A 20,532-nucleotide genomic window follows, 5' to 3' on the forward strand; every position below is an offset into this window, starting at 1 on the left:
TCACGGCGCCGGTCAGGGGCTGTCAGTAGGCGCTGGAGACGTTGTCGATCGAGCCGTAGCGCGCGGCGGCGTAGTTGCAGGCGGCGGTGATGTTCGCGACCGGGTCGTACGGGTCGAACGAGGTGCCGGCCACGTGGTAGGCCTTGAAGGTCGGGTCGATGACCTGGAGCAGGCCCTTGGACGGGATGCCGGCGGCGGCGTTGGAGTCCCAGTTGTTGATGGCCAGCGGGTTGCCGGAGGACTCGCGGATGACGTTGCGGTAGATGCCGTTGTAGGTGCCCGGGATGCCCTTCTGGGACATGATCGCGAGCGACTCGCGGATCCAGCCGTCGAGGTTGTTCGGGTAGCCGGCGGTGGTGACGGAGGCCGTGGTCGTGCTGGTGGCGGCGGAGGCGCTGGTGGCGCCGATGATCGGCAGCGCGAGGACGGCGGCACCGGTGCCGGCGACGACGAGGGTGCGCACGAGGCGGCTGGTCGGGGTGCGACGGTGCTGAGCGGCAGCAGACATGGGGAAGTTCCTCTCCGTCGCCTGCGAGGTGAGCTGTCGGGTTCGGGCGGGGAGGTGCCCGGCCGTGCCTTCGAGAAGGCACGGCTTCACCCCTAGCCGTTCCGGTGCGACGTGTGCCGACCGGTCCGGCGACTTACCTGGGTCCCCCGCTCCTGCCGTACGAAATTGAGTTCGCGGATGGTTATGCGGGCGGTGGCAGGATTCGGCGTCCGCCCGACTGGCCGGGAACGTATGCGAGAGCACATGTCGGGAACAAGTACCTGATTCACACAACGCACTATTTGACCTTGGTCTGTGCCGTATGGGGTACTTGATCCTTTGCGGTCGCCAACCCTCAACTCGCTGTCGGGGCAAGGGGGAAGGGTGGTTCGATGACCGGCACGCGTGCGTGGCGGCCCGTGACCCAACTCACGAAATGACAAATCGTGGCAAATTAGACATAGGGGATTCGGGGGATTCATGCCCAGGTGGGGGAGTGCGGAAGGGGGCGTCGGAGCGGGAGTGGTCGAGTGGTGGTCGGAGGGTGATCGGGGAGCGGTCGAGGGGTGGGGTGAGCGGGGTGAGTGAGGTGAGGGTGGACCGTGAGCTGGTCGGCGGGCGGCCTGGAGGCGACCCGGGAGGCGGTGCGGGAAGTGGTGCGGGGAGAGTGGTGTGGCGGGAGGGGTCCGAGGGGTGCGCCGAGGGGTGGATCGGGTGGCGGTGGAACCCGTGACGCGGTGCCCGTCGTTGTCGTGATGGCGACGCTCGCGCGAGAAGGGGGTGGAGGTGTTACTCCGCTCGCCCCTCGGTTCGCGACAAAGTGCAAGGGTTCCTGTTAAGTCGATAAATGTCCGTTCTTACCGTCCGATCAAAAACATTCCGGTCATGATCCAATACCGCCCGGGCTGGACCGGTGGGCGCTATCGGTGATCGAAACTGGACCGGATACGCTGACTTGAGTGATGGCAGCGACCTATCGACAAACCGTGTAAGCGCCAGCAGACACCAGCAGACAGGAGACCCCTCGTGACCGTCGTCGGGCCGTTCGGGCTGAGCGTGCGGGACCAGGCTCTCGAAGCCGATGTCCAGGCCGGATTGGCGGCTGTCGAGGAAGGCTTGCTCGAGGCCACCAAGAGCGAGGTCCCGTTCATCACGGAGGCCGCGCAGCACCTCGTGCGGGCCGGCGGGAAGCGGTTCCGGCCGCTGCTCGTGATGCTCGCGGCGCAGTTCGGCGACCCCTACGCACCGGGCATCGTGCCGTCGGCCGTCGTCGTCGAGCTGACCCACCTCGCCACGCTGTACCACGACGACGTCATGGACGAGGCGGCCGTGCGGCGCGGTGTGGACAGCGCCAACACCCGCTGGGGCAACTCCGTCGCGGTCCTTACCGGCGACTTCCTCTTCGCCCGCGCCTCGCAGATCCTCGCCGACCTCGGCCCCGAGGCGGTTCGGGTGCAGGCCCTCGCGTTCGAGCGGCTGGTCACGGGCCAGATCCTGGAGACCGCCGGTCCCACGGACGGCCGCGACCCGGTAGAGCACTACCTGGACGTGCTCGGCGGCAAGACGGGCTCGCTGGTGGCGGTGTCGTGCCGGTTCGGCGCGATGATGTCCGGCGCCGACGAGACGTTCGTCGACGTGCTCACCCAGTACGGCGAGCGGCTCGGGGTCGCCTTCCAGCTCGCCGACGACGTCCTGGACATCGCCTCCGACTCGCACGAGTCCGGCAAGACCCCGGGTACGGACCTGCGCGAGGGCATCCCGACCCTCCCCGTGCTCCGGCTGCGCGAGCGTGCGGCCCGGCTCGGGCTGCCCGAGGACCTCGCGCTGTGCGAGCTGCTCGACTCCGACCTCAGCGACGACGCCCGGCACACCGAGGCGCTGGCCGCGCTGCGCGCGCACCCCGCGCTGGAGCAGGCCCGCCGCGACACCGTGCGGTACGCGGAGGAGGCCCGGGCCGCGCTCTCGCCGCTGCGGGACTGCGACGCCAAGGCGGCGCTGGAGGAGCTGTGTGACGCGGTGGTGCACCGCGCGGGCTGACGTGTCCGCGATCTGCACGGTCGGGTGTCCGGACCTGGACGGTCCGGTGCCCGGTCACGCACGCTCCCCGGGGACGCCATGCCCGGCCACAGCCCCTGCGGACGCCATGCCCGCACGCACCGGCCCCTAGGGGTTGCCGCAGCCGTCACCCGTGGGTGTCATACCCCAGTCGTACACGGAGTTGGCTCCGTGGTCTGACGCTTCTTCATGGCCGATTTGGTGAGATGGAGAACACGGACATCACCACTCCTCACCGATTCGGGTGAGAATGGCGGCTCAGGGTGGACCAGCGTGAGGACAGCCGCCGCCGACGACGGAGGTAAGGCACACATGGCACCGTACGAATCCGACGACGCAGTGGACGACGCGCGAGGGGACGCCCCGCACGCCGGACGCCGCAAGGCCGCGCGCTACGCGGTCCCGGTCGCGGTGGTGGGCGTGGCGGCGGCCACGATCGGGCTGGTCCCGGCGCTCGCCGCCTCCGGTGACCCGGACCTGCCCAAGATCACCGCGAAGCAGCTCATCGACAAGATCGCCAAGTCGGACGTGCAGCAGCTGTCCGGCACGGTGAAGATCAGTACCGACCTCGGTCTGCCGAACCTCGGCGGTCTGGAGAGCGGCCTGGTCTCCGAGGCGGCCAAGGGCGCGGGCGACGGCTCCTCCGCCGACCCGCAGGCCAAACTGACCGAGCTGGCCTCCGGCACGCACACGCTGCGCGTCGCCGCCGACGGCCCTCAGAAGCAGAAGGTGTCGCTGCTGGACAGCGGCTCCGAGTACAGCCTCATCCATGACGGCACGAACGTGTGGGGCTACGACAGCAAGACCAACTCGGTCTTCCACAGCACCTCCGCCGACTCTGGCAAGGACCACAAGGCCGAGCCCCCGGCCACGCCCAAGGACTTCGCCGACCAGGCGCTGAAGGCGGTGGACGGCACCACGTCCGTCACTGTCGACGGCACCGAGCAGGTCGCCGGGCGCGCCGCCTACAAGCTGTTGATCAAGCCCCGGCAGTCCGGCACCACGGTCGGCGCGATCAGCATCGCGGTCGACTCGAAGACCGGCATGCCGCTGAAGTTCACGCTGACCCCGAAGAGCGGCGGCGCCGCCGTCGTCGACGCGGGCTTCACCGAGGTCTCCTTCGCGCAGCCGGCCGCCTCCACCTTCCGGTTCACCCCGCCCAAGGGCGCGAAGGTGACGGAGCAGAAGAAGGACGCCACGGCCCGGGAGCACGCGCCGGAGGGCGGCGAGGGCTTCGCCGGGGGCCACGACAAGGGCACGGTTCTCGGCAAGGGCTGGACGTCCGTCGCCACCTTCGACACCGGCGCCAAGGGCGGTCTGCCGACCGGCTCCAAGGCCGGTGACCTCGGCGGGTTCCTCGGCTCTCTCGGCGACCACGTCTCCGGGAAGTTCGGCAAGGGCACGGTCTTCTCCACCCGCCTGGTCAACGCCCTGATCACCGACGACGGCAAGGTCTACGCCGGCGCGGTCACCAAGGACGCCCTGGTGAAGGCGGCGAACGAGGGAAAGTGACCCTTTCCGGGCACTACGGGCCGTGACCGTGCGTTGACCCTTCACGGGAGTACGAATCGAGGGGGAGCCGATGGACGGACCGTCCGCCACGGAGCGTGAGGCGGGGGACGCGGGGGAGCGTGCCCCGGGGCGGGCGACGGCGAGCGTCATCGCCACGCGCGGCCTCACCAAGCGCTACCGCGGCGGACAGCTCGCCGTCGACGGCCTCGACCTGACCGTCCCGGCGGGCAGCGTCTTCGGCTTCCTCGGCCCGAACGGCTCGGGCAAGACCACCACCATCCGCATGCTGATGGGGCTGATCGAACCGACCGCCGGTACGGCCAGCGTGCTGGGCCGCCCGATGCCCCGGGCGGCCCGTGCCGTTCTCCCGCAGGTCGGCGCGCTCATCGAGGGGCCCGCCCTGTACGGCTTCCTCTCCGGCCGGGACAACCTGCTGCGCTACGACGCCGCCGACCCGACGGCCGACCCCCGCACCCGACGCGCCCGCGTCGCCGCCGCCCTGGACCGGGTGGGCCTCGCGGCCGCTGCCGGCAAGAAGGCGAGGGCGTACTCGCTCGGTATGAAGCAGCGTCTCGGCCTTGCCGCCGCGCTGCTCCAGCCGCGCCGACTGCTGGTCCTGGACGAGCCCACCAACGGCCTCGACCCGCAGGGCATGCGGGAGATCCGCACCCTGATCAGGGAGTTGGCCGCCGACGGCACGACCGTGTTCCTCTCCTCCCATCTCCTCGACGAGATCGAGCAGGTGTGCACCCATGCCGCGGTCATGGCGCAGGGCCGGCTCGTCACGCAGGGTGCGGTGTCCGACCTGGCGGCAGGGGCGCGCGGCCGGCTGGTGGTGACCACCCCGGACCCGGCCGAGGCGACCCGGGTGCTGAAGGAGCAGGGCGTCGGGGACGTCACCGCAGATGGGGAGCGGCTCACCGGGGAACCGCCCGCGCGGGACCTCGCCGAGGTGAACGCGGCCCTGGTCGCGGCAGGCGTACGGGTCCGCGGCTTCACACTCGAACGGGCCTCGCTGGAGGATGCGTTCGTGGCACTGACGGGGGAGGGCTTCGATGTCGCGGGCTGAGACATTCCCGGCGGACCCGGCGGACCCGGCGCACCAGACACTTCCGGCAGCCCCGACGCCCCCGACGGACAGTACGCCCCCGACGGACGCCGTACGCCGTCGGCCGAGTCCGCTGTGGACCTTCGGGCTGCTGCGCAGCGAACTGGTCACCACCGTCCGTCGCTGGCGCACGCTGGCCCTGCTCGGGGTGCTGGCCGCGGTACCGGTGCTGGTCGGGATCGCGGTGAAGATCGAGACGCGGGGCGGCGGGTCGGCGGACCACGGCGGCCAGGGCCCGGCGTTCATCTCGCAGATCACCAACAACGGTCTGTTCCTGGTGTTCACGGCGCTCGCCGCGACCCTTCCGTTCTTCCTGCCGATGGCCGTCGGTGTCGTCGCGGGCGACGCGATCGCCGGCGAAGCGGGCGCGGGCACCCTGCGCTATCTGCTGGTCGCCCCGGCCGGCCGGAGCAGACTGCTGCTCATCAAGTACACGACCGTGATGGCCTTCTGCCTGCTGGCCACCCTGGTCGTCACCGTCTCGGCTCTGATCGTCGGCGCGCTGCTGTTCCCGCTGGGCGACCTCACGACCATCTCCGGCACACGGATCAGCTTCGCCGACGGCCTCGGCCGGGCCCTGATGATCGCCCTGGTCGTCGCCCTCTCCCTGGTCGGCGTGGCCGCGCTCGGCCTGTTCGTCTCGACGCTCACGGGCAGTGGCATCGCGGCGATGGCGACCACGGTCGGGCTGCTCATCACCGTCCAGATCCTCGACCAGATACCCCAGCTGCACGCGCTCCAGCCGTACTTCTTCTCGCACTACTGGCTGTCCTTCGCCGACCTGATGCGCGACCCGGTCTACTGGGACGACCTGGTGAAGAACCTCGGCCTCCAGGCGCTGTACGCGGCCGTGTTCGGCTCGGCGGCCTGGGCGAGATTCACGACGAAGGACATCAGTGCCTGACCCGTCTCAGACGGTCTGGTAGGGGAAGCGGGCGAGGGGCGCGTCCTGCGTGAAGAACGTCTTCGCGCGCGTGAGCGCGTCCGTGTCCTTCAGTACGTCACCCGGTCCGCTTCCGTTGCCCAGCAGGACCCCGCCGAAGCGCATGCCCATGTAGGCGGCCGAGTTGTTGAGCGTGCCGACGTAGGGATCGGCGACCGACGGTTCGCTGTCGGCCAGTGCGGCGATGCCCCAGAGGGTGCGGCCGGCCAGGGTCGCCTTGAAGTCGACGTCCGGGGTGCGCAGCCAGCCCGACCAGTAGTCGAGATAGCGCTTGGTGAGGCCGGACACCGAGTACCAGTACAGCGGCGAGGCGATCACGATGTCCGTGGCCGCGAGCGTGGCGTCCAGCAGCAGACCGGTGGCGCTGTTCTCCGGCGGCCGGACGTGGTCGGTGTCGTGGCGCAGGTCCGCGAAGTCGGGCAGCGGGTGCTCGGCGAGGCGGATCCAGTGCTGTTCGGCGTCACCGGGCAGCTGCTCGGCCGCCCGGCGGGCCAGCAGCTCGGTGTTGCCCTCGGCGCGGGCGCTGCCGAGCACGAAGAGGAAGCGGCGGCTCATGGGTCCCCCAGAGAGTGCTGTCATACCAAGAATAAAGGCGCCTGCATTTTATGCACACGCAAGCAATTTGGGCCAGGGCCTCTTGGGTGTCCAGGGCCTTCAGGACTTCCAGGACTTCAGGGACTTCCAGGGCGCGGCTGGTGCGAGGCTGTGACGCTGCGGTGACGCGGAAGCCCGCGGGAACCGACACACTGGTGGGCAGGACGCGTACGACCGGATCGCGGCGCCGGGGGAGTGAGGAAACCGATGTCTCGACTGAGCTTCGAGAAGAAGCGGGCGCAGCAGCCCGCGGCGCATCCGGCGGTGGTGGCGGTCCGGGTGTTCGGCGCGGGAGGCGCGTCGGTGGGCGGGACGTCGGTGGTCGCCTCGCCGGGTGAGGAGATCCAGCAGGCGGTCCTGAATCACCTCCAGCGCCTCGCCATCAGCCTCGGGGCGCCGATACACGCCACGATCCAGGACGACCTGGCGGGCTGCGTGGTTCCGCTGGAGGTCTCGGCGGACGGCTCCAGTCGGGTCACGGGGGAGCCGGTACGGGCGGCCGCAACGGGGACCGTGGCGGCCGGGCCCGTGCAGGCGCCGACCGGACAGTTCGGCCCCGCGCCGGCCATGACGTCGGCCCCGGCCCCAGCCACGCCGGCCGTTTCCGGCGTCCCGGAAGCCGATGTCCCGGCCGACGCCCCGGAAACCCGCCTCCCGGAAACCCGCCTCCCGGAAACGGCGCTCTTGCAGACCCACGCCCTTGAGATCGAGGAATCCCTGAGCGCCGCCCCCACCCACACCCCCGCCCGGGGTTTCGACGCCGTTGCCGAGGAGGTGCTCGGGGACGGGCCCGTGACCGAGACGGCGGAGGGCGCCGAGCTGCTGACCGGGCCGATGACGCGGATCAACGAGGCCGTGCGGGCGGGCCGTATCGACGCCGCGGCGGAACTCGCCGACCGAACCGTCGTCGAGGCGGTCACCGTGCTGGGCCCCGGTCATGCCGAGGTACTGCACCTGCGCGAACTGTCCGCCTACATCGCCTACCTGGGCGGCGACCCGGTCCGCGCCTTCCGGCAGTCCCTGGACCTCGCCCGGCTGCGCCGGCAGGCGCGGGACACGGAGGCCGCCTACGGCAACGTACGGAGCGCGGCGACCGCTTGGCGCGCGGTGCGCGACCCGGAGGAGGGGCTGCGGCTGGGCCACGACCTGATCGAGCTGTGGACGGACCTCAGCGCCGAGCCGGGCCCCGCCGCCGACGACCTGCAGCCCCTGGAGTCCGCCCGCGCCCGCATGGTCCGCCTGACGGACCGCGCGACCCGCGCCGTGCAGTCGTGACCGGCGGGACCCGAAGGACCCGCGCCGTACAGGCGTGACCTGCGGTACTCGCGCGGCCCGCGCCACGCAGTCGTGACCGGTGGGACGTGAGTGGCCCGCGGTACAGCGTGACCGGTGGGACCTGCGCAGTCCGTGCCGCAGGGCGGCCGTAAGCGGTGGCATCCGAGCAGCCCGTGCCGCACAGCCATGACCGCCGGCGCCCGTGCGACCCGCGCCGCTCAGCCGTGACCGGCGGCGCCCGGTCGCCCCGGTCCTACTGCAAGCAGAACTCGTTGCCCTCCGGGTCCGTCAGGACGTGCCACTCCCCACTGGGCTCCTTCACCTCGCGTACGACCCGGGCGCCCAGTGCCTGGAGGCGGGCCAGTTCGGCCGTGCGTCGGTCCGGGGCGGTGTGCAGGTCGAGGTGGAGCCGGTTCTTGACCGTCTTCGGCTCCGGGACGCGCTGGAAGAGCAGGCGCCGGCCCAGTCCGGTGCCGGTCTCCGGGTCGTACGGGTCGTCGGGGTGCCGTACGGCGATCAGGTCACGGAAGGCGGGGCGGCCGTGGTACTCGACCGCGGCCTCGCCCGGCAGCGCGCCGGCGGACAGCAGCCGTTCCACGAGGGCGCTGTTGTCCTCGGCCGTGTAGTGCAGCGCGGCGGCCCAGAAGTCGGCCTGTGCGTGCGGGTCGGCCGCGTCGATGACGAGCTTCCAGTGCAGGGGTGCGGGCGTCTGAGTCGACATGGGCACCACTTATAGCGCCCGGCACGGACACGGCCCTCAGGCGTCCACCGGGGCGGCCTCGGCCTTTCCGCCCCGCGCCACCACGAGCGATGCCCTCGTCCGCCTCGCGGAGCGCAGCGCGTCGCCCGTGAGCAGGAGCAGCGCCACCCAGACCAGTGCGAACCCGGCCCATCGCTCGGGCGGCATGGCCTCGTGGAAGTAGAGGATGCCGAGCAGGAACTGGAAGACGGGGGCGAGGTACTGCAGCAGGCCCAGCGTGGACAGGGGGACGCGGATCGCCGCCGCACCGAAGCACACCAGCGGCAGTGCGGTCACGAAGCCGGTGGAGGCGAGCAGCGCGGCGTGCCCGGTGCCGTCGTTCACGAAGCTGGCCTCGCCGTGGGCGACGAGCCAGAGCAGATAGCCGAGCGCGGGCAGGAACTGGATCGCGGTCTCCGCGGCCAGCGACTCGACACCGCCGAGGTCGACCTTCTTCTTCACCAGGCCGTAGGTGGCGAAGGAGAGGGCGAGGGTGAGCGAGATCCACGGCGGGCGGCCGTAGCCGACGGTCAGCACGACGACGGCGGCCAGGCCGGTCGCGACCGCCACCCACTGCACGGGCCGCAGCCGTTCCTTCAGCAGCAGCACGCCCATCGCGATGGTCACCAGCGGGTTGATGAAGTACCCGAGCGAGGCCTCGACCACATGGCCGGAGTTCACGGCCCAGATGTAGACGCCCCAGTTCACGGTGATGACGGCGGCGGCCACGGCGACGAGTGCGAGCCTGCGCGGCTGGCGCAGCAGCTGTCCGGCCCAGGCCCAGCGCCGTACGAAGAGCAGCGCGACGGCGACGACGACCAGGGACCAGACCATGCGGTGGGCGAGGATCTCCAGCGCCCCGGCGGGCTTCAGCAGGGGCCAGAACAGGGGGACCAGGCCCCACATCCCGTACGCGGCGAAGCCGTTCAGCAGGCCTATCCGGTCCTCGCTCCCGGAGCTCTTGGACGTCCCGCTCACGGCCCCTCCTTCTCGTCACACCCGCGCACGCGAGAAAGAAGGTAGCGCCGCGCACCCCCGGCTGTCATGTCCGTATCGCCATACGGTCATGACAGCCGGGGAAGTCGGCACGAAGGGCGGCCGGGAAGGGCGGCGGGGAGGGGTGGCCGCGCAGGGCGGTTCAGCCCTTGACCGCCGCGGTGACCGCCTCGGCCAGCGTCTGTGCCGGGCGGCCGGTCAGACGGGAGAGGTCGCCGGTGGTGACGACCAGCTCGCCCTTCTCGATCGAGGCGTCCACGCCGGCCAGGATCCCGGCCAGCGGCGCGGGCAGTCCGGCGTCGGCCAGGATGCCGGCGAAGGCCTCGGTGGAGACCGGGGTGTAGGCGATCTCCTTGCCGGTCTGCCGGCTCAGCTCGGCCGCGTACTCGGCGAAGCCGAACGGCTCGTCGCCGCCCAGCTCGTACGTCCGGTTCTCGTGGCCCTCACCCGTCAGCACCGCGACCGCGGCGGCCGCGTAGTCGGCGCGCGACGCGGCGGAGATCCGGCCGTCACCGGCGGCCTGCACGACGGCGCCGTGCTCCAGCACCGGGGCCAGGTTCTCGGTGTAGTTCTCGAAGTACCAGCCGTTGCGCAGCAGCGTGTACGGCAGGCCGGAGGCGAGCAGCGCCTTCTCCGTCGCCCGGTGGTCGTCCGCCAGGTCGGCCTGCAGGGTGCCCGGGGCGCTGGTGTACGCGAGCAGCGCCACGCCCGCCGCCTTCGCCGCGTCGATGACGACCTGGTGCTGGCCCGGCCGGCCCTTGTCGAACTCGTTGCCCGAGATCAGCAGGACCTTGTCGCCGGCGGCGAAGACGGTGTCGAAGGTCTCGGGCGCGTTGTAGTCGGCGACGGCGAGCTTCACCCCGCGGGCCGCGAGGTCGGCGGCCTTCCGCTCGTCGCGTACGACGGCGGTGATCTGCTCCGCCGGGACCTTTTCCAGCAGCTGCTCCACGACGTGGCGGCCGAGGTGTCCGGTGGCTCCGGTGACGACGATGCTCATGGTTCGCACACTCCTTGTGGGATGCCCTGTGTCGTAATGCCCTATGGCACTCACCCTAGGAGCTGCACTAACCAACCGAAAGTACCCACTTTGAAGTAAGGTACTGGCATGACGGTAAGCAAGAGAGTCGCGGACGCCGAGGCCTTGTGCCCCCACCGGCTCGTCCTGGAGCACCTCACCAGCCGCTGGGGCGTGCTCGTGCTGGCCGAGCTGATGGAGCGGCCGTACCGGTTCAGCGAGCTGCGCCGGGCGGTCAGCCGCTTCGGCGGGCGGAACGTCAGCGAGAAGATGCTCACCCAGACCCTCCAGACCCTGGAGCGCGACGGCCTGGTCCACCGGGACGCCAAGCCGGTCATCCCGCCCCGCGTCGACTACTCCCTCACCGACCTCGGCCGTGAGGGGGCGGAGCGGGTGCGCGTCCTCGCCCAGTGGACGCACGACCGCATGGACGAGGTGGAGAAGGCCCGCCAGGTCTACGACGCCAAGCGCCGGGCATACGACGAGGCCCGGGAAATCCAGTCCCGGGCCTCGTCGTGAGCGAAAGAAGGACGGTTCAGCCCACGACCGTCCAGGTGTCGCCACCGGCCAGCAGCGCGCCCAGGTCGCCCTTGCCCTTCTGCTCGATCGCGGCGTCCAGCTGGTCGGCCATGGCCGTGTCGTAGACGGGCCGCTCGACCGAGCGGATGACACCGATCGGGGTGCGGTGCAGGGTGTCGGGGTCGGCGAGCCGGGAGAGGGCGAAGGCGGTGGTCGGGGACGCGGCATGCGCGTCGTGGACCAGGATGTCCGCCTCGTTCTGAGGGGTCACCGCGACCACCTTCAGGTCACCGGTGACCGGGTCGCGGACGACGCCGTTCGCGCCGTCGGCCCCGAAGCGGATCGGCTGCCCGTGCTCGAGGCGGATCAGCGCCTCCTCGGCCTGCTGCTTGTCCTTCAGGGCGTCGAAGGCGCCGTCGTTGAAGATGTTGCAGTTCTGGTAGATCTCGATCAGGGCCGTGCCCGGGTGGTCGGCCGCCTGGCGCAGCACCTCGGTCAGGTGCTTGCGGTCGGAGTCGATCGTGCGGGCCACGAAGGACGCCTCCGCGCCGATCGCCAGCGACACCGGGTTGAACGGCGCGTCCAGCGAGCCCATCGGCGTCGACTTGGTGATCTTGCCGACCTCGGACGTCGGCGAGTACTGGCCCTTCGTCAGACCGTAGATCCGGTTGTTGAACAGCAGGATCTTCAGGTTCACATTGCGGCGCAGGGCGTGGATCAGGTGGTTGCCGCCGATGGACAGCGCGTCGCCGTCACCGGTGACCACCCATACGCTCAGGTCGCGGCGCGAGGTCGCGAGGCCGGTCGCGATCGCCGGGGCGCGGCCGTGGATGGAGTGCATCCCGTAGGTGTTCATGTAGTACGGGAAGCGGGAGGAACAGCCGATGCCGGAGACGAAGACGATGTTCTCCTTCGCCAGTCCCAGCTCGGGCATGAAGCCCTGCACGGCGGCCAGGATCGCGTAGTCACCGCAGCCCGGGCACCAGCGCACCTCCTGGTCCGACTTGAAGTCCTTCATCGACTGCTTGGCCTCGGCCTTGGGGACCAGCTGCAGCAGCCCGTTGCCGGCGTCAGTCATGGATGGCCTCCTTCAGCGCCGCGGCGAGCTGTTCCGCCTTGAACGGCATGCCGTTGACCTGGTTGTAGGAGTGGGCGTCGACCAGGTACTTCGCCCGGATCAGCGTGGCGAGCTGCCCGAGGTTCATCTCGGGGATCACCACCTTGTCGTAACGCCGCAGCACCTCACCCAGATTCCGCGGGAAGGGGTTGAGGTGGCGCAGATGCGCCTGCGCGATCGACTCGCCGGCCCGGCGCAGCCGACGTACCGCCGCCGTGATCGGCCCGTACGTCGAGCCCCAGCCGAGGACCAGCGTCCGTGCGTCGTGCGGGTCGTCGACCTCGATGTCGGGGACCTCGATGCCGTCGATCTTGGCCTGCCGGGTGCGGACCATGAAGTCATGGTTGGCCGGGTCGTAGGAGATGTTGCCGGTGCCGTCCTGCTTCTCGATGCCGCCGATGCGGTGCTCCAGACCCGGCGTGCCCGGGATCGCCCACGGCCGCGCCAGCGTCTGCGGGTCCCGCTTGTACGGCCAGAAGACCTCGGTGCCGTCCTCGAGGGTGTGGTTCGGGCCCTGGGCGAACTGGACCGTGAGGTCCGGCAGTTCGTCCAGGTCCGGGATCCGCCAGGGCTCGGAGCCGTTGGCCAGGTAGCCGTCGGAGAGCAGCACCACCGGTGTGCGGTACGTCAGCGCGATCCGGGCCGCCTCCAGCGCGGCCTCGAAACAGTCGGCCGGGGTCCGGGGGGCGACGACCGGGACCGGTGCCTCGCCGTTGCGGCCGTACATCGCCTGGAGCAGGTCCGCCTGCTCGGTCTTGGTGGGCAGACCCGTTGACGGGCCGCCGCGCTGGATGTCGACCACCAGCAGCGGCAGCTCCAGGGAGACCGCGAGGCCGATGGTCTCGCTCTTGAGCGCCACCCCCGGGCCGGACGTCGTCGTCACCGCCAGCGAGCCGCCGAACGCCGCGCCCAGCGCCGCGCCGATGCCCGCGATCTCGTCCTCCGCCTGGAACGTCCGCACGCCGAAGTTCTTGTGCTTGCTCAGCTCGTGCAGGATGTCCGAGGCTGGCGTGATCGGGTACGAGCCGAGGAACAGCGGCAGGTCCGCCTGGTGCGAGGCCGTGATCAGACCGTAGGCGAGGGCGAGGTTGCCGGAGATGTTGCGGTAGGTGCCGACGGGGAAGGCCTTGGAGGCCGGGGCGACCTCGTAGGAGACCGCGAAGTCCTCCGTCGTCTCGCCGAAGTTCCAGCCCGCGCGGAACGCGGCGATGTTCGCCGCCATGATCTCTGGCTTCTTCGCGAACTTCGACTTCAGGAACTTCTCGGTGCCCTCGGTCGGCCGGTGGTACATCCAGCTCAGCAGACCCAGCGCGAACATGTTCTTGCTGCGCTCGGCCTCCTTGCGGGAGAGGGCGAACTCCTTCAGCGCCTCGACCGTGAGCGTGGTCAGCGGCACCGGATGCAGGCTGTAGCCGTCGAGCGAGCCGTCCTCCAGCGGGGAGGCGTCGTAGCCGACCTTCTGCAGGGCACGCTTGGTGAACTCGTCCGTGTTGACGATGATCTCGGCGCCGCGCGGCAGGTCGCCGACGTTCGCCTTCAGGGCGGCCGGGTTCATCGCGACCAGCACGTTCGGCGCGTCGCCCGGGGTGAGGATGTCGTGGTCCGCGAAGTGGAGCTGGAACGAGGAGACGCCGGGCAGGGTGCCGGCGGGGGCGCGGATCTCGGCGGGGAAGTTCGGGAGAGTGGAGAGGTCGTTGCCGAAGGTAGCGGTCTCCGAGGTGAAACGGTCCCCGGTGAGCTGCATGCCGTCACCCGAGTCCCCCGCGAACCGGATGATCACCCGGTCCAGGCGCCGCACGTCCTTCGCGTCGCCCGGGTTGCGCTGCTCTCTCACGACGTTTCCGTCGGCCTGCTCCGCTGGGCTGCTGACCTGGCTGGTCACTGAACTGGACCTCCTTCGAGGCGGCTGTCCGGGGAGTGGTCGTCCCACGGACCATCCCAGATCAACCCTACGTCGGTTAGGGTCGCCTTCCCGAGGTCATCCATGGATTGGACGACATTTCGAGACGGCATGTCGCGCTGGCTTCATCGGCTTCCATGATGTCCCGCTGTGCTCGAGCGCCGATCAAGGCGCTTCCCGCGCGTTCCACGGTTTTCCGCCCGTCTCCCAACAGAAGCCGGACGGTCTGACGCGCGGCTGACGGCATCATGAGTTCAGGTAGGTGAGAACGGCGAGAACCCGTCGGTGGTCGCCGTCGCTCGGCGCCAGGCCGAGCTTCAGGAAGATGTTGCTGACGTGCTTCTCCACGGCGCCGTCGCTGACCACGAGTTGCCGGGCGATCGCCGAGTTCGTACGTCCTTCGGCCATCAGCCCGAGCACCTCCCGCTCGCGCGGGGTCAGCCCGGTCAGCACGTCCTGCTTGCGACTGCGGCCGAGCAACTGCGCGACCACCTCCGGATCCAGCGCCGTACCGCCCTGGGCGACCCGCACCACCGCGTCCACGAACTCGCGCACCTCGGCGACCCGGTCCTTGAGCAGATAGCCCACGCCCCGGCTGGAACCGGCCAGCAGTTCGGTGGCGTAGCGCTCCTCGACGTACTGTGACAGCACCAGTACCCCGAGCCCGGGGTACGACTTGCGCAGTCGTACGGCGGCGCGCACGCCCTCGTCGGTGTGGGTCGGTGGCATCCGTACGTCCGCCACCACCACGTCCGGCAGTGTCCCTTGCGCGTCGAGGTCGGCGATGGTCTTCACCAGCGCCTCAGCGTCCCCGACACCGGCCACGACATCGTGCCCGCGGTCGGTCAGCAGCCGGGTCAGGCCCTCTCTGAGCAGCACTGAATCCTCGGCGATGACCACCCGCACCCTGTCCTCCACGATCTCCCGGCCCCCCATGCCCGCGCTCCGTCGACGCTCGTCCGTAGTCGTCCGTAGTCGTCCGTACGAAGGTCAAGCATTCCAGTAATCGCCACGGACCGCCGCCCCACCAGGAATTCCGCCGGCGAGGCAGGGGGGAGTAGGGGCCGGAGAGACCGGAGAGGGGCGTGGAGGCCGGTATTCCCATGACTTCTGGCTCATGGCCTACGGCGGCCTCTGGCTCATGGCCTGCGGCCATGGTCTACGGCCATGGTCTACGGCGGGCCCTCGGCCAGGGGGCTTCGCCGTCGGCCGGGGTGCCGTCAGGTCCGCCAGGGCAGTTCCGCGATCACCCGGGTGGGGCCGCCCTCGGGGGAGTCCACCACGAGGACGCCGTCCACCGCGTCCAGACGGCCGGCGAGGCCGGCCAGGCCCGAGCCGCGGGAGGCGTCCGCGCTGCCCACCCCGTCGTCGGCGACCTGGATCAGCAGTCGGTCCTCGGCGCGCCACACGTCCACCGAGGCGGACCGGGCGCGGCTGTGCTTGCTGATGTTCTGCAGGAGTTCGGAGACCGTGAAGTAGGCGATGCCCTCGATGGCCGCCGCCGGGCGGGCCGGCAGGTCGACCTCGACGCGCACCGGCACCGTGCAGCGCGAGGCGACCGCGGACAGGGCCGCGTCCAGGCCCCGGTCGGTCAGGACGGCCGGGTGGATGCCCCGGGCGAGATCGCGCAGCTCCTGCAGGGCCGTCTTCACCTCGCCGTGCGCCTCGTCCACCATCTGCGCCGCCGCCCGCGGATCCTCCCGGAGCTTCTCCTTCGCCAGCCCCAGATCCATGGCCAGGTTCACCAGCCGGGCCTGTGCCCCGTCGTGCAGGTCCCGCTCGATGCGCCGCAGGTCGGCGGCGGCCGTGTCGACCACGACCCCCCGGTCCGACTCCAGCTCCACCACCCGTGCCGACAGCAGCGACGGGCCCAGCAGCCCCCGTACCAGCAGCCCGTCCACCGTCGTCAGGGCCCGTACGATCCACGGCGTGGCCAGCGTGAACAGCAGCCCGACCAGCGCGGTCACGGTGATCTCGAACGGGTTGTCCAGATACACGCTGTGGTGCTCGTCGCCGTAGAGCTGGATGCCGCTCTGGCCGGCGTAGGCCGGAAGGACCCAGAACCACGCCGGGTACGTCAGCAGCGTCCAGCCCAGCGTCCAGAAGACCAGCGCCACCGTGAACGAGAACACCGCCCACGGGAACTGCACCAGCGCGTACAGCAGATTCCGCCAGGAGGTGCCGCTCTTGAGGACCGCGCCCATCCAGGCCAGCGCGCCCGGCTTGCGCACCTGGAGCGGCTCCGGCGCGGCCAGGTCGAGTCCGAGCAGCGCGCGCGCCCGCGCCCGCTCCAGCGCGCCGAAGCCCCGGCAGCCGGCGAGCGCCGCCGCGAGCACCGGGACGCCGAGGAAGGTCACGAGCAGGCCCGCCCCGAGCGAGACCATCGTCACCGTCCAGGTGAACAGCATGATCGAGATCGGCAGGCTCAGCAGGACGTACCCGAACTCGCGCCAGCTGCGCGCCTCGAACGGCGCCCGCAGTCCGGCGGGCAGCCGGTAGCCGGTTCCGGCGGGGCGCCCCTGCCTCCGCTCATACCCGTGTCCGTACTCCGTGGCCATCGAATCTCGTTCCGTTCTCGTCGTCTCTCGCTGTCCGGCTTCTTCAGCCCTGTTCAGCCGCGTTCAGCTGTGTCTCCAGGGTCGTGCGCAGCCGGTTTCGGTGCCATGGAGTCCGTCGGCGTCTCGACCCGGGGGTTTTCCCCACCCCACCCCACCCCGCCCCACGCCGCGCCGGCCGGGGAGGGGTGTGCCGTCGCTCCGTGCGCCGTGGGGGGAGGGGCGGGGCGTGCGTGCTGTTGCGCACGCCGTGCGGGCGGGGCGTGCGCGCTACTCGGTGCTCCGCGCGCCGTGGGGCCGAGGCGTCCCGGCTCTTCTTGAGGCCGGGGCGCGTGTCGGCTCTTCGTCCGCCGTGGGGCGGGGTGCGGGCCGGTTACTCCGTGCGCCGTGGGGCCCGGGCGTGGGTCGGCTACTCCGTCCGGTCCCGCCACGGCAGTTCCGCCGTGACCACCGTCGGGCCGCCGGCCGGGGAGTCGAGGACGAACAGGCCGTCCACCGCGCCCAGCCGTTCCGCCAGCCCACGCATCCCGCTGCCGCCCTCCAGCCGGGCGCCGCCCTGGCCGTCGTCGTGGACCTGGAGCATCAGCCGGTTCTCCGCGCGCCACACGTCCACCGAGGCGGAGCGGGCCCGACTGTGCTTGCTGACGTTCTGCAGGAGTTCGGAGACCGTGAAGTAGGCGATGCCCTCGATCGCCGCCGCCGGCCGGGCCGCCAGGTCCACGGTGACCTTCACCGGCACCGTGCAGCGGGCGGCCACCGAGGACAGGGCCGCGTCCAGGCCCCGGTCGGTCAGCACCGCCGGGTGGATGCCCCGGGCGAGATCGCGCAGTTCCTGGAGCGCGAGCTTCACCTCGCCGTGCGCCTCGTCCACCATCGCGGCAGCCGCGTCCGGGTCCTCCAGGAGCTTCTCCTTGGCCAGGCCGAGCCCCATGGCCAGGTTCACCAGCCGCGCCTGCGCCCCGTCGTGCAGGTCCCGCTCGATCCGGCGCAGGTCGGCGGCGGCCGTGTCGACCACGACCCCCCGGTCCGACTCCAACTCGGCGATACGGCGCTCCAGCTCGTCCGAGGGCGACAGCAGCGCGCGCACCATCGCCCGGTCCACGTTCGCCAGGCCCCGCGCCAGATACGGCAGCACCGGCCACAGCACGAACAGCGAGGTCAGCACGGTGGCGAAGGTGAGGATGCCCCAGGGCAGCCGGATCAGGTCGTACAGCAGCGTCCGCCAGCCCACCGGATCCTTCAGCGCCATCCACAGCCGCTGGAGCAGGCCCCCGCCCTTGGCGAGCGGCAGCGGGGTCGGCTCCTCCACCCGCACTCCGAGCAGCCCGCGGGCGCGGGCCCGCTCCAGCTTGCCCAGCTGCCGGGAGCCCAGCAGACTGAGCGCTAGCAGCGGCAGGCCGATCACGGTGATCGTGAGGGCCCCGCCGACGGACAGCGTGGTGATCGCGTAGACGAAGCCGAACACCGTCATCGGCAGGTTGAGCAGGAGATACGCGATCTCCTTCCACGTGTGCGCGTCGTAGGCCGGCCGGAGCGGAGGCAGGCGATCGGTGCCATCGGTCCGGTCGACGGCGGAGCTGGAAGCGGTCATACCGGCCAGCCTGCCGTGCGCGACACCCTCCGCGCCATGCGGTACGCCGCCCTCCGCTCGCGGGGGAAAACCCCACCCCCACCCCCCCGCCACCCGTCTCACCCCGTGACGGGCTGCTTACCGTCTCTTTATCAGGGCCTAGACTCCGGTGCGTACAGATCCTCGAACACGTGGGATCACAGAGTTCAAAGAGTTCACTCAGGTCACGAGGTCAGGGAGCGAGGCGCGGACGGTGCGGGAGACGTTGGGGGACTCGACGGTCGCCGCGGCGAACGTCATCGCGGCCGGCTACTTCCGGTCCTACTCGGTGGTGGGCCTGCTCGCGCTCGTCGGCGTGCTGTTCGTCGCGATCGCCTTCGGCGCCGGCCGGCTGCTGCGCCCCGTCGTGCCGACCCCCGAGAAACTCCTGACCTACGAGTGCGGCGTCGACCCCGTCGGCGAGGGCTGGGCCCACACCCAGGTCCGCTACTACGTCTACGCCTTCCTGTACGTGATCTTCGCGGTCGACTCGATCTTCCTCTTTCCCTGGGCGACGGTCTTCGCCGCCCCCGGCTACGGCGCCGCGACGCTCGTGGAGATGTTCGTCTTCCTCGGCTTCCTCGCCGTGGGCCTGCTGTACGCATACAAGAAGGGCGTCCTGGCATGGACGTGAACCCCTCCCCCTCGGTGTCCGAACCCGTCCTCCTCCCGGAGCCGAAGCGGCTGGGCACGCTCGCCCGTCTGGCTCCCGAGCCGATGAAGGTGATCCTGAACTGGGGCCGCCGCTACTCGCTCTGGGTCTTCAACTTCGGCCTCGCCTGCTGCGCGATCGAGTTCATCGCCGCATCGATGGCCCGCCACGACTTCATCCGCCTCGGCGTGATCCCCTTCGCGCCCGGCCCCCGCCAGGCCGACCTGATGGTGGTCTCGGGCACGGTGACGGACAAGATGGCCCCGGCCGTGAAGCGCCTGTACGAGCAGATGCCCGAGCCGAAGTACGTCATCTCCTTCGGCGCCTGCTCCAACTGCGGCGGCCCCTACTGGGACTCCTACTCCGTCACCAAGGGCGTGGACCAGATCATCCCGGTGGACGTCTACGTCCCCGGCTGCCCGCCGCGCCCCGAGGCGCTGCTCCAGGGCATCCTCAAGCTCCAGGAGAAGATCGCCCAGGAGTCGCTGGAGGAGCGGTACGCCACCACCCGGCCGTCGGTGGCCGCGCTGACCAGCGACCTGGTGAAGCCTCCGGCCGGTGAGGGGAGCGCCGGATGAGCACCGTCGGCTGGCTGCCCGCACCGGCCCAGGACCTCTTCGGCACGGACGCCACGGCCGAGGAGGCGTACGACCTCCTGACCGTGGACGTGCCGCCGTCCTCCTGGCTCACCGCCCTGGAAACGGCCCGTACGACCCTGGGCTGCACCTACTTCGACTGGCTCAGCGCGGTCGACGAACCGGGCACGGGTTTCCGCGTCTCGGCCCACGTCGTCGCCCTCGGCCCGGTCCGCCGTCTCCTCGTCCGTACGACCGTCCCGCACGAGGCGCCCGAACTGCCCTCAGCCGTCGGCGTCTACGCGGGCGCCGCCTGGCACGAACGCGAGACCCACGAGATGTTCGGCGTCCGCTTCGAGGGCCACCCGGGCCTCGCACATCTGCTGCTCCCGGAGAACTTCGAGGGCCACCCGCTCCGCAAGGACTTCGTCCTCGCCGCCCGCGTGGCCAAGGCCTGGCCCGGAGCGAAGGAGCCCGGGGAATCCGAACACGGCGGCCCGAAACGCCGCCAGATGCTGCCCCCGGGCGTACCCGACCCCAACGAGTGGGGCCCGCTGAAGGGTCAGCTCCCGCCCGCCCCGGCCCGCCCGGCCCGCGGCGCGGCAGCACGCGCGGCGGGCGAACGCCCGGTACGGCGCGCGCGTACGGCGACGGAGGGCTCCGCGAGCCAGGCGGCACCGGCGACCGAGCCGACAACAGCGCCCGGGGAGGCTGCCGAGGGAACTCCGGGAGCCGCCGCCCGGCCGCGTCGGACGCGGAGCGCGAGTCAGGGCTCGCTGAGCCAGACGGCGACACAGCCTGCGGCCGAGGGCGAGACCGGTCAGACCGCGGCGGATGATGCGGCCACCGAGCCTTCCGCGGCGCCGACGCCCACCCCGGCC

General features: G+C 71.1%; 19 protein-coding genes and 1 riboswitch. Of the genes, 9 read left to right on the forward strand and 10 right to left on the reverse strand.

The window, feature by feature from the left end:
* Nucleotides 1-22 precede the first annotated feature (22 nt).
* Nucleotides 23-508 carry a transglycosylase SLT domain-containing protein gene (locus ADK64_RS02930; protein ID WP_053654556.1) on the reverse strand — a complete coding sequence of 162 codons (486 nt, stop codon included), beginning with the start codon at nucleotides 506-508 and terminating at the stop codon, nucleotides 23-25.
* A gap of 5 nt (nucleotides 509-513) precedes the next feature.
* A riboswitch (cyclic di-AMP (ydaO/yuaA leader) is annotated at nucleotides 514-694 on the reverse strand.
* Between the two features lie 819 nt (nucleotides 695-1,513).
* Here ADK64_RS02930 and ADK64_RS02935 point away from each other — a divergent pair.
* From ADK64_RS02935 to ADK64_RS02950, 4 genes are all read left to right on the forward strand, one after another.
* Complete coding sequence (locus ADK64_RS02935) at nucleotides 1,514-2,524, forward strand: polyprenyl synthetase family protein (RefSeq protein ID WP_053654557.1); 1,011 nt, start codon at nucleotides 1,514-1,516, stop codon at nucleotides 2,522-2,524.
* A gap of 330 nt (nucleotides 2,525-2,854) precedes the next feature.
* Nucleotides 2,855-4,054, forward strand: coding sequence for a LolA family protein (locus ADK64_RS02940; RefSeq protein ID WP_053654558.1), 1,200 nt, complete (start codon nucleotides 2,855-2,857; stop codon nucleotides 4,052-4,054).
* Between the two features lie 70 nt (nucleotides 4,055-4,124).
* Nucleotides 4,125-5,123, forward strand: a complete 999-nt coding sequence (locus ADK64_RS02945; RefSeq protein WP_053654559.1) for an ABC transporter ATP-binding protein — start codon at nucleotides 4,125-4,127, stop codon at nucleotides 5,121-5,123.
* On the forward strand, nucleotides 5,110-6,066 hold the full coding sequence (locus ADK64_RS02950) for an ABC transporter permease (protein WP_078992460.1): 957 nt from the start codon (nucleotides 5,110-5,112) through the stop codon (nucleotides 6,064-6,066). Before ADK64_RS02945 ends, ADK64_RS02950 begins: the two co-directional genes overlap by 14 nt.
* A 6-nt stretch (nucleotides 6,067-6,072) precedes the next feature.
* Here the strand turns inward: ADK64_RS02950 and ADK64_RS02955 are convergent, their stop codons facing one another.
* Entirely contained in the window at nucleotides 6,073-6,660 is a 588-nt protein-coding gene (locus ADK64_RS02955; protein ID WP_053654560.1) for a flavodoxin family protein, read from the reverse strand.
* 246 nt (nucleotides 6,661-6,906) lie between these two features.
* Here ADK64_RS02955 and ADK64_RS02960 point away from each other — a divergent pair, with 246 nt between their 5' ends.
* Nucleotides 6,907-7,974 carry a hypothetical protein gene (locus ADK64_RS02960; protein ID WP_199829461.1) on the forward strand — a complete coding sequence of 356 codons (1,068 nt, stop codon included), beginning with the start codon at nucleotides 6,907-6,909 and terminating at the stop codon, nucleotides 7,972-7,974.
* Nucleotides 7,975-8,227: 253 nt separating this feature from the next.
* On the opposite strand, the gene ADK64_RS02965 is transcribed toward ADK64_RS02960, so the two are convergent.
* From ADK64_RS02965 to ADK64_RS02975, 3 genes are all read right to left on the reverse strand, one after another.
* Entirely contained in the window at nucleotides 8,228-8,695 is a 468-nt protein-coding gene (locus tag ADK64_RS02965) for a VOC family protein (RefSeq protein ID WP_053654561.1), read from the reverse strand.
* Nucleotides 8,696-8,731: 36 nt separating this feature from the next.
* Nucleotides 8,732-9,691, reverse strand: coding sequence for an EamA family transporter RarD (gene rarD / locus ADK64_RS02970; protein WP_053654562.1), 960 nt, complete (start codon nucleotides 9,689-9,691; stop codon nucleotides 8,732-8,734).
* Between the two features lie 160 nt (nucleotides 9,692-9,851).
* Nucleotides 9,852-10,706 (reverse strand): SDR family oxidoreductase, encoded by an 855-nt coding sequence (locus tag ADK64_RS02975; RefSeq protein WP_053654563.1) that lies wholly within the window; start codon nucleotides 10,704-10,706, stop codon nucleotides 9,852-9,854.
* 108 nt (nucleotides 10,707-10,814) lie between these two features.
* Here ADK64_RS02975 and ADK64_RS02980 point away from each other — a divergent pair, with 108 nt between their 5' ends.
* Nucleotides 10,815-11,243: a winged helix-turn-helix transcriptional regulator gene (locus tag ADK64_RS02980; protein ID WP_053654564.1), complete on the forward strand. Its 429-nt coding sequence runs from the start codon at nucleotides 10,815-10,817 to the stop codon at nucleotides 11,241-11,243.
* A 16-nt stretch (nucleotides 11,244-11,259) separates the two neighbouring features.
* Here ADK64_RS02980 and ADK64_RS02985 read toward each other — a convergent pair whose 3' ends face one another.
* From ADK64_RS02985 to ADK64_RS03005, 5 genes are all read right to left on the reverse strand, one after another.
* Nucleotides 11,260-12,321, reverse strand: a complete 1,062-nt coding sequence (locus ADK64_RS02985; RefSeq protein WP_053654565.1) for a 2-oxoacid:ferredoxin oxidoreductase subunit beta — start codon at nucleotides 12,319-12,321, stop codon at nucleotides 11,260-11,262.
* Entirely contained in the window at nucleotides 12,314-14,242 is a 1,929-nt protein-coding gene (locus ADK64_RS02990; RefSeq protein ID WP_053654566.1) for a 2-oxoacid:acceptor oxidoreductase subunit alpha, read from the reverse strand. The genes ADK64_RS02985 and ADK64_RS02990 overlap by 8 nt, the downstream gene beginning before the upstream one ends.
* 264 nt (nucleotides 14,243-14,506) lie before the next feature.
* Nucleotides 14,507-15,196, reverse strand: coding sequence for a response regulator transcription factor (locus ADK64_RS02995; protein ID WP_324614356.1), 690 nt, complete (start codon nucleotides 15,194-15,196; stop codon nucleotides 14,507-14,509).
* A 284-nt stretch (nucleotides 15,197-15,480) separates the two neighbouring features.
* The gene (locus tag ADK64_RS03000) at nucleotides 15,481-16,818 is read right to left on the reverse strand and encodes a sensor histidine kinase (protein ID WP_053654567.1); all 1,338 of its coding nucleotides are present in this window, start codon (nucleotides 16,816-16,818) and stop codon (nucleotides 15,481-15,483) included.
* A gap of 406 nt (nucleotides 16,819-17,224) precedes the next feature.
* Nucleotides 17,225-18,406, reverse strand: a complete 1,182-nt coding sequence (locus tag ADK64_RS03005) for a sensor histidine kinase (RefSeq protein ID WP_053654568.1) — start codon at nucleotides 18,404-18,406, stop codon at nucleotides 17,225-17,227.
* Nucleotides 18,407-18,638: 232 nt separating this feature from the next.
* Between ADK64_RS03005 and ADK64_RS03010 the strand changes: the two genes are divergently transcribed.
* From ADK64_RS03010 to ADK64_RS03020, 3 genes are all read left to right on the forward strand, one after another.
* Nucleotides 18,639-19,058: an NADH-quinone oxidoreductase subunit A gene (locus ADK64_RS03010; protein WP_053654569.1), complete on the forward strand. Its 420-nt coding sequence runs from the start codon at nucleotides 18,639-18,641 to the stop codon at nucleotides 19,056-19,058.
* Entirely contained in the window at nucleotides 19,049-19,654 is a 606-nt protein-coding gene (locus tag ADK64_RS03015) for an NADH-quinone oxidoreductase subunit B (protein ID WP_053654570.1), read from the forward strand. The genes ADK64_RS03010 and ADK64_RS03015 overlap by 10 nt, the downstream gene beginning before the upstream one ends.
* A partial coding sequence (locus ADK64_RS03020; RefSeq protein ID WP_234384441.1) for an NADH-quinone oxidoreductase subunit C occupies nucleotides 19,651-20,532 on the forward strand: 882 nt, incomplete at its 3' end. The genes ADK64_RS03015 and ADK64_RS03020, both read left to right, overlap by 4 nt.

It is taken from the genome of Streptomyces sp. MMG1121, from assembly GCF_001280015.1.
GTDB lineage: Bacteria > Actinomycetota > Actinomycetes > Streptomycetales > Streptomycetaceae > Streptomyces.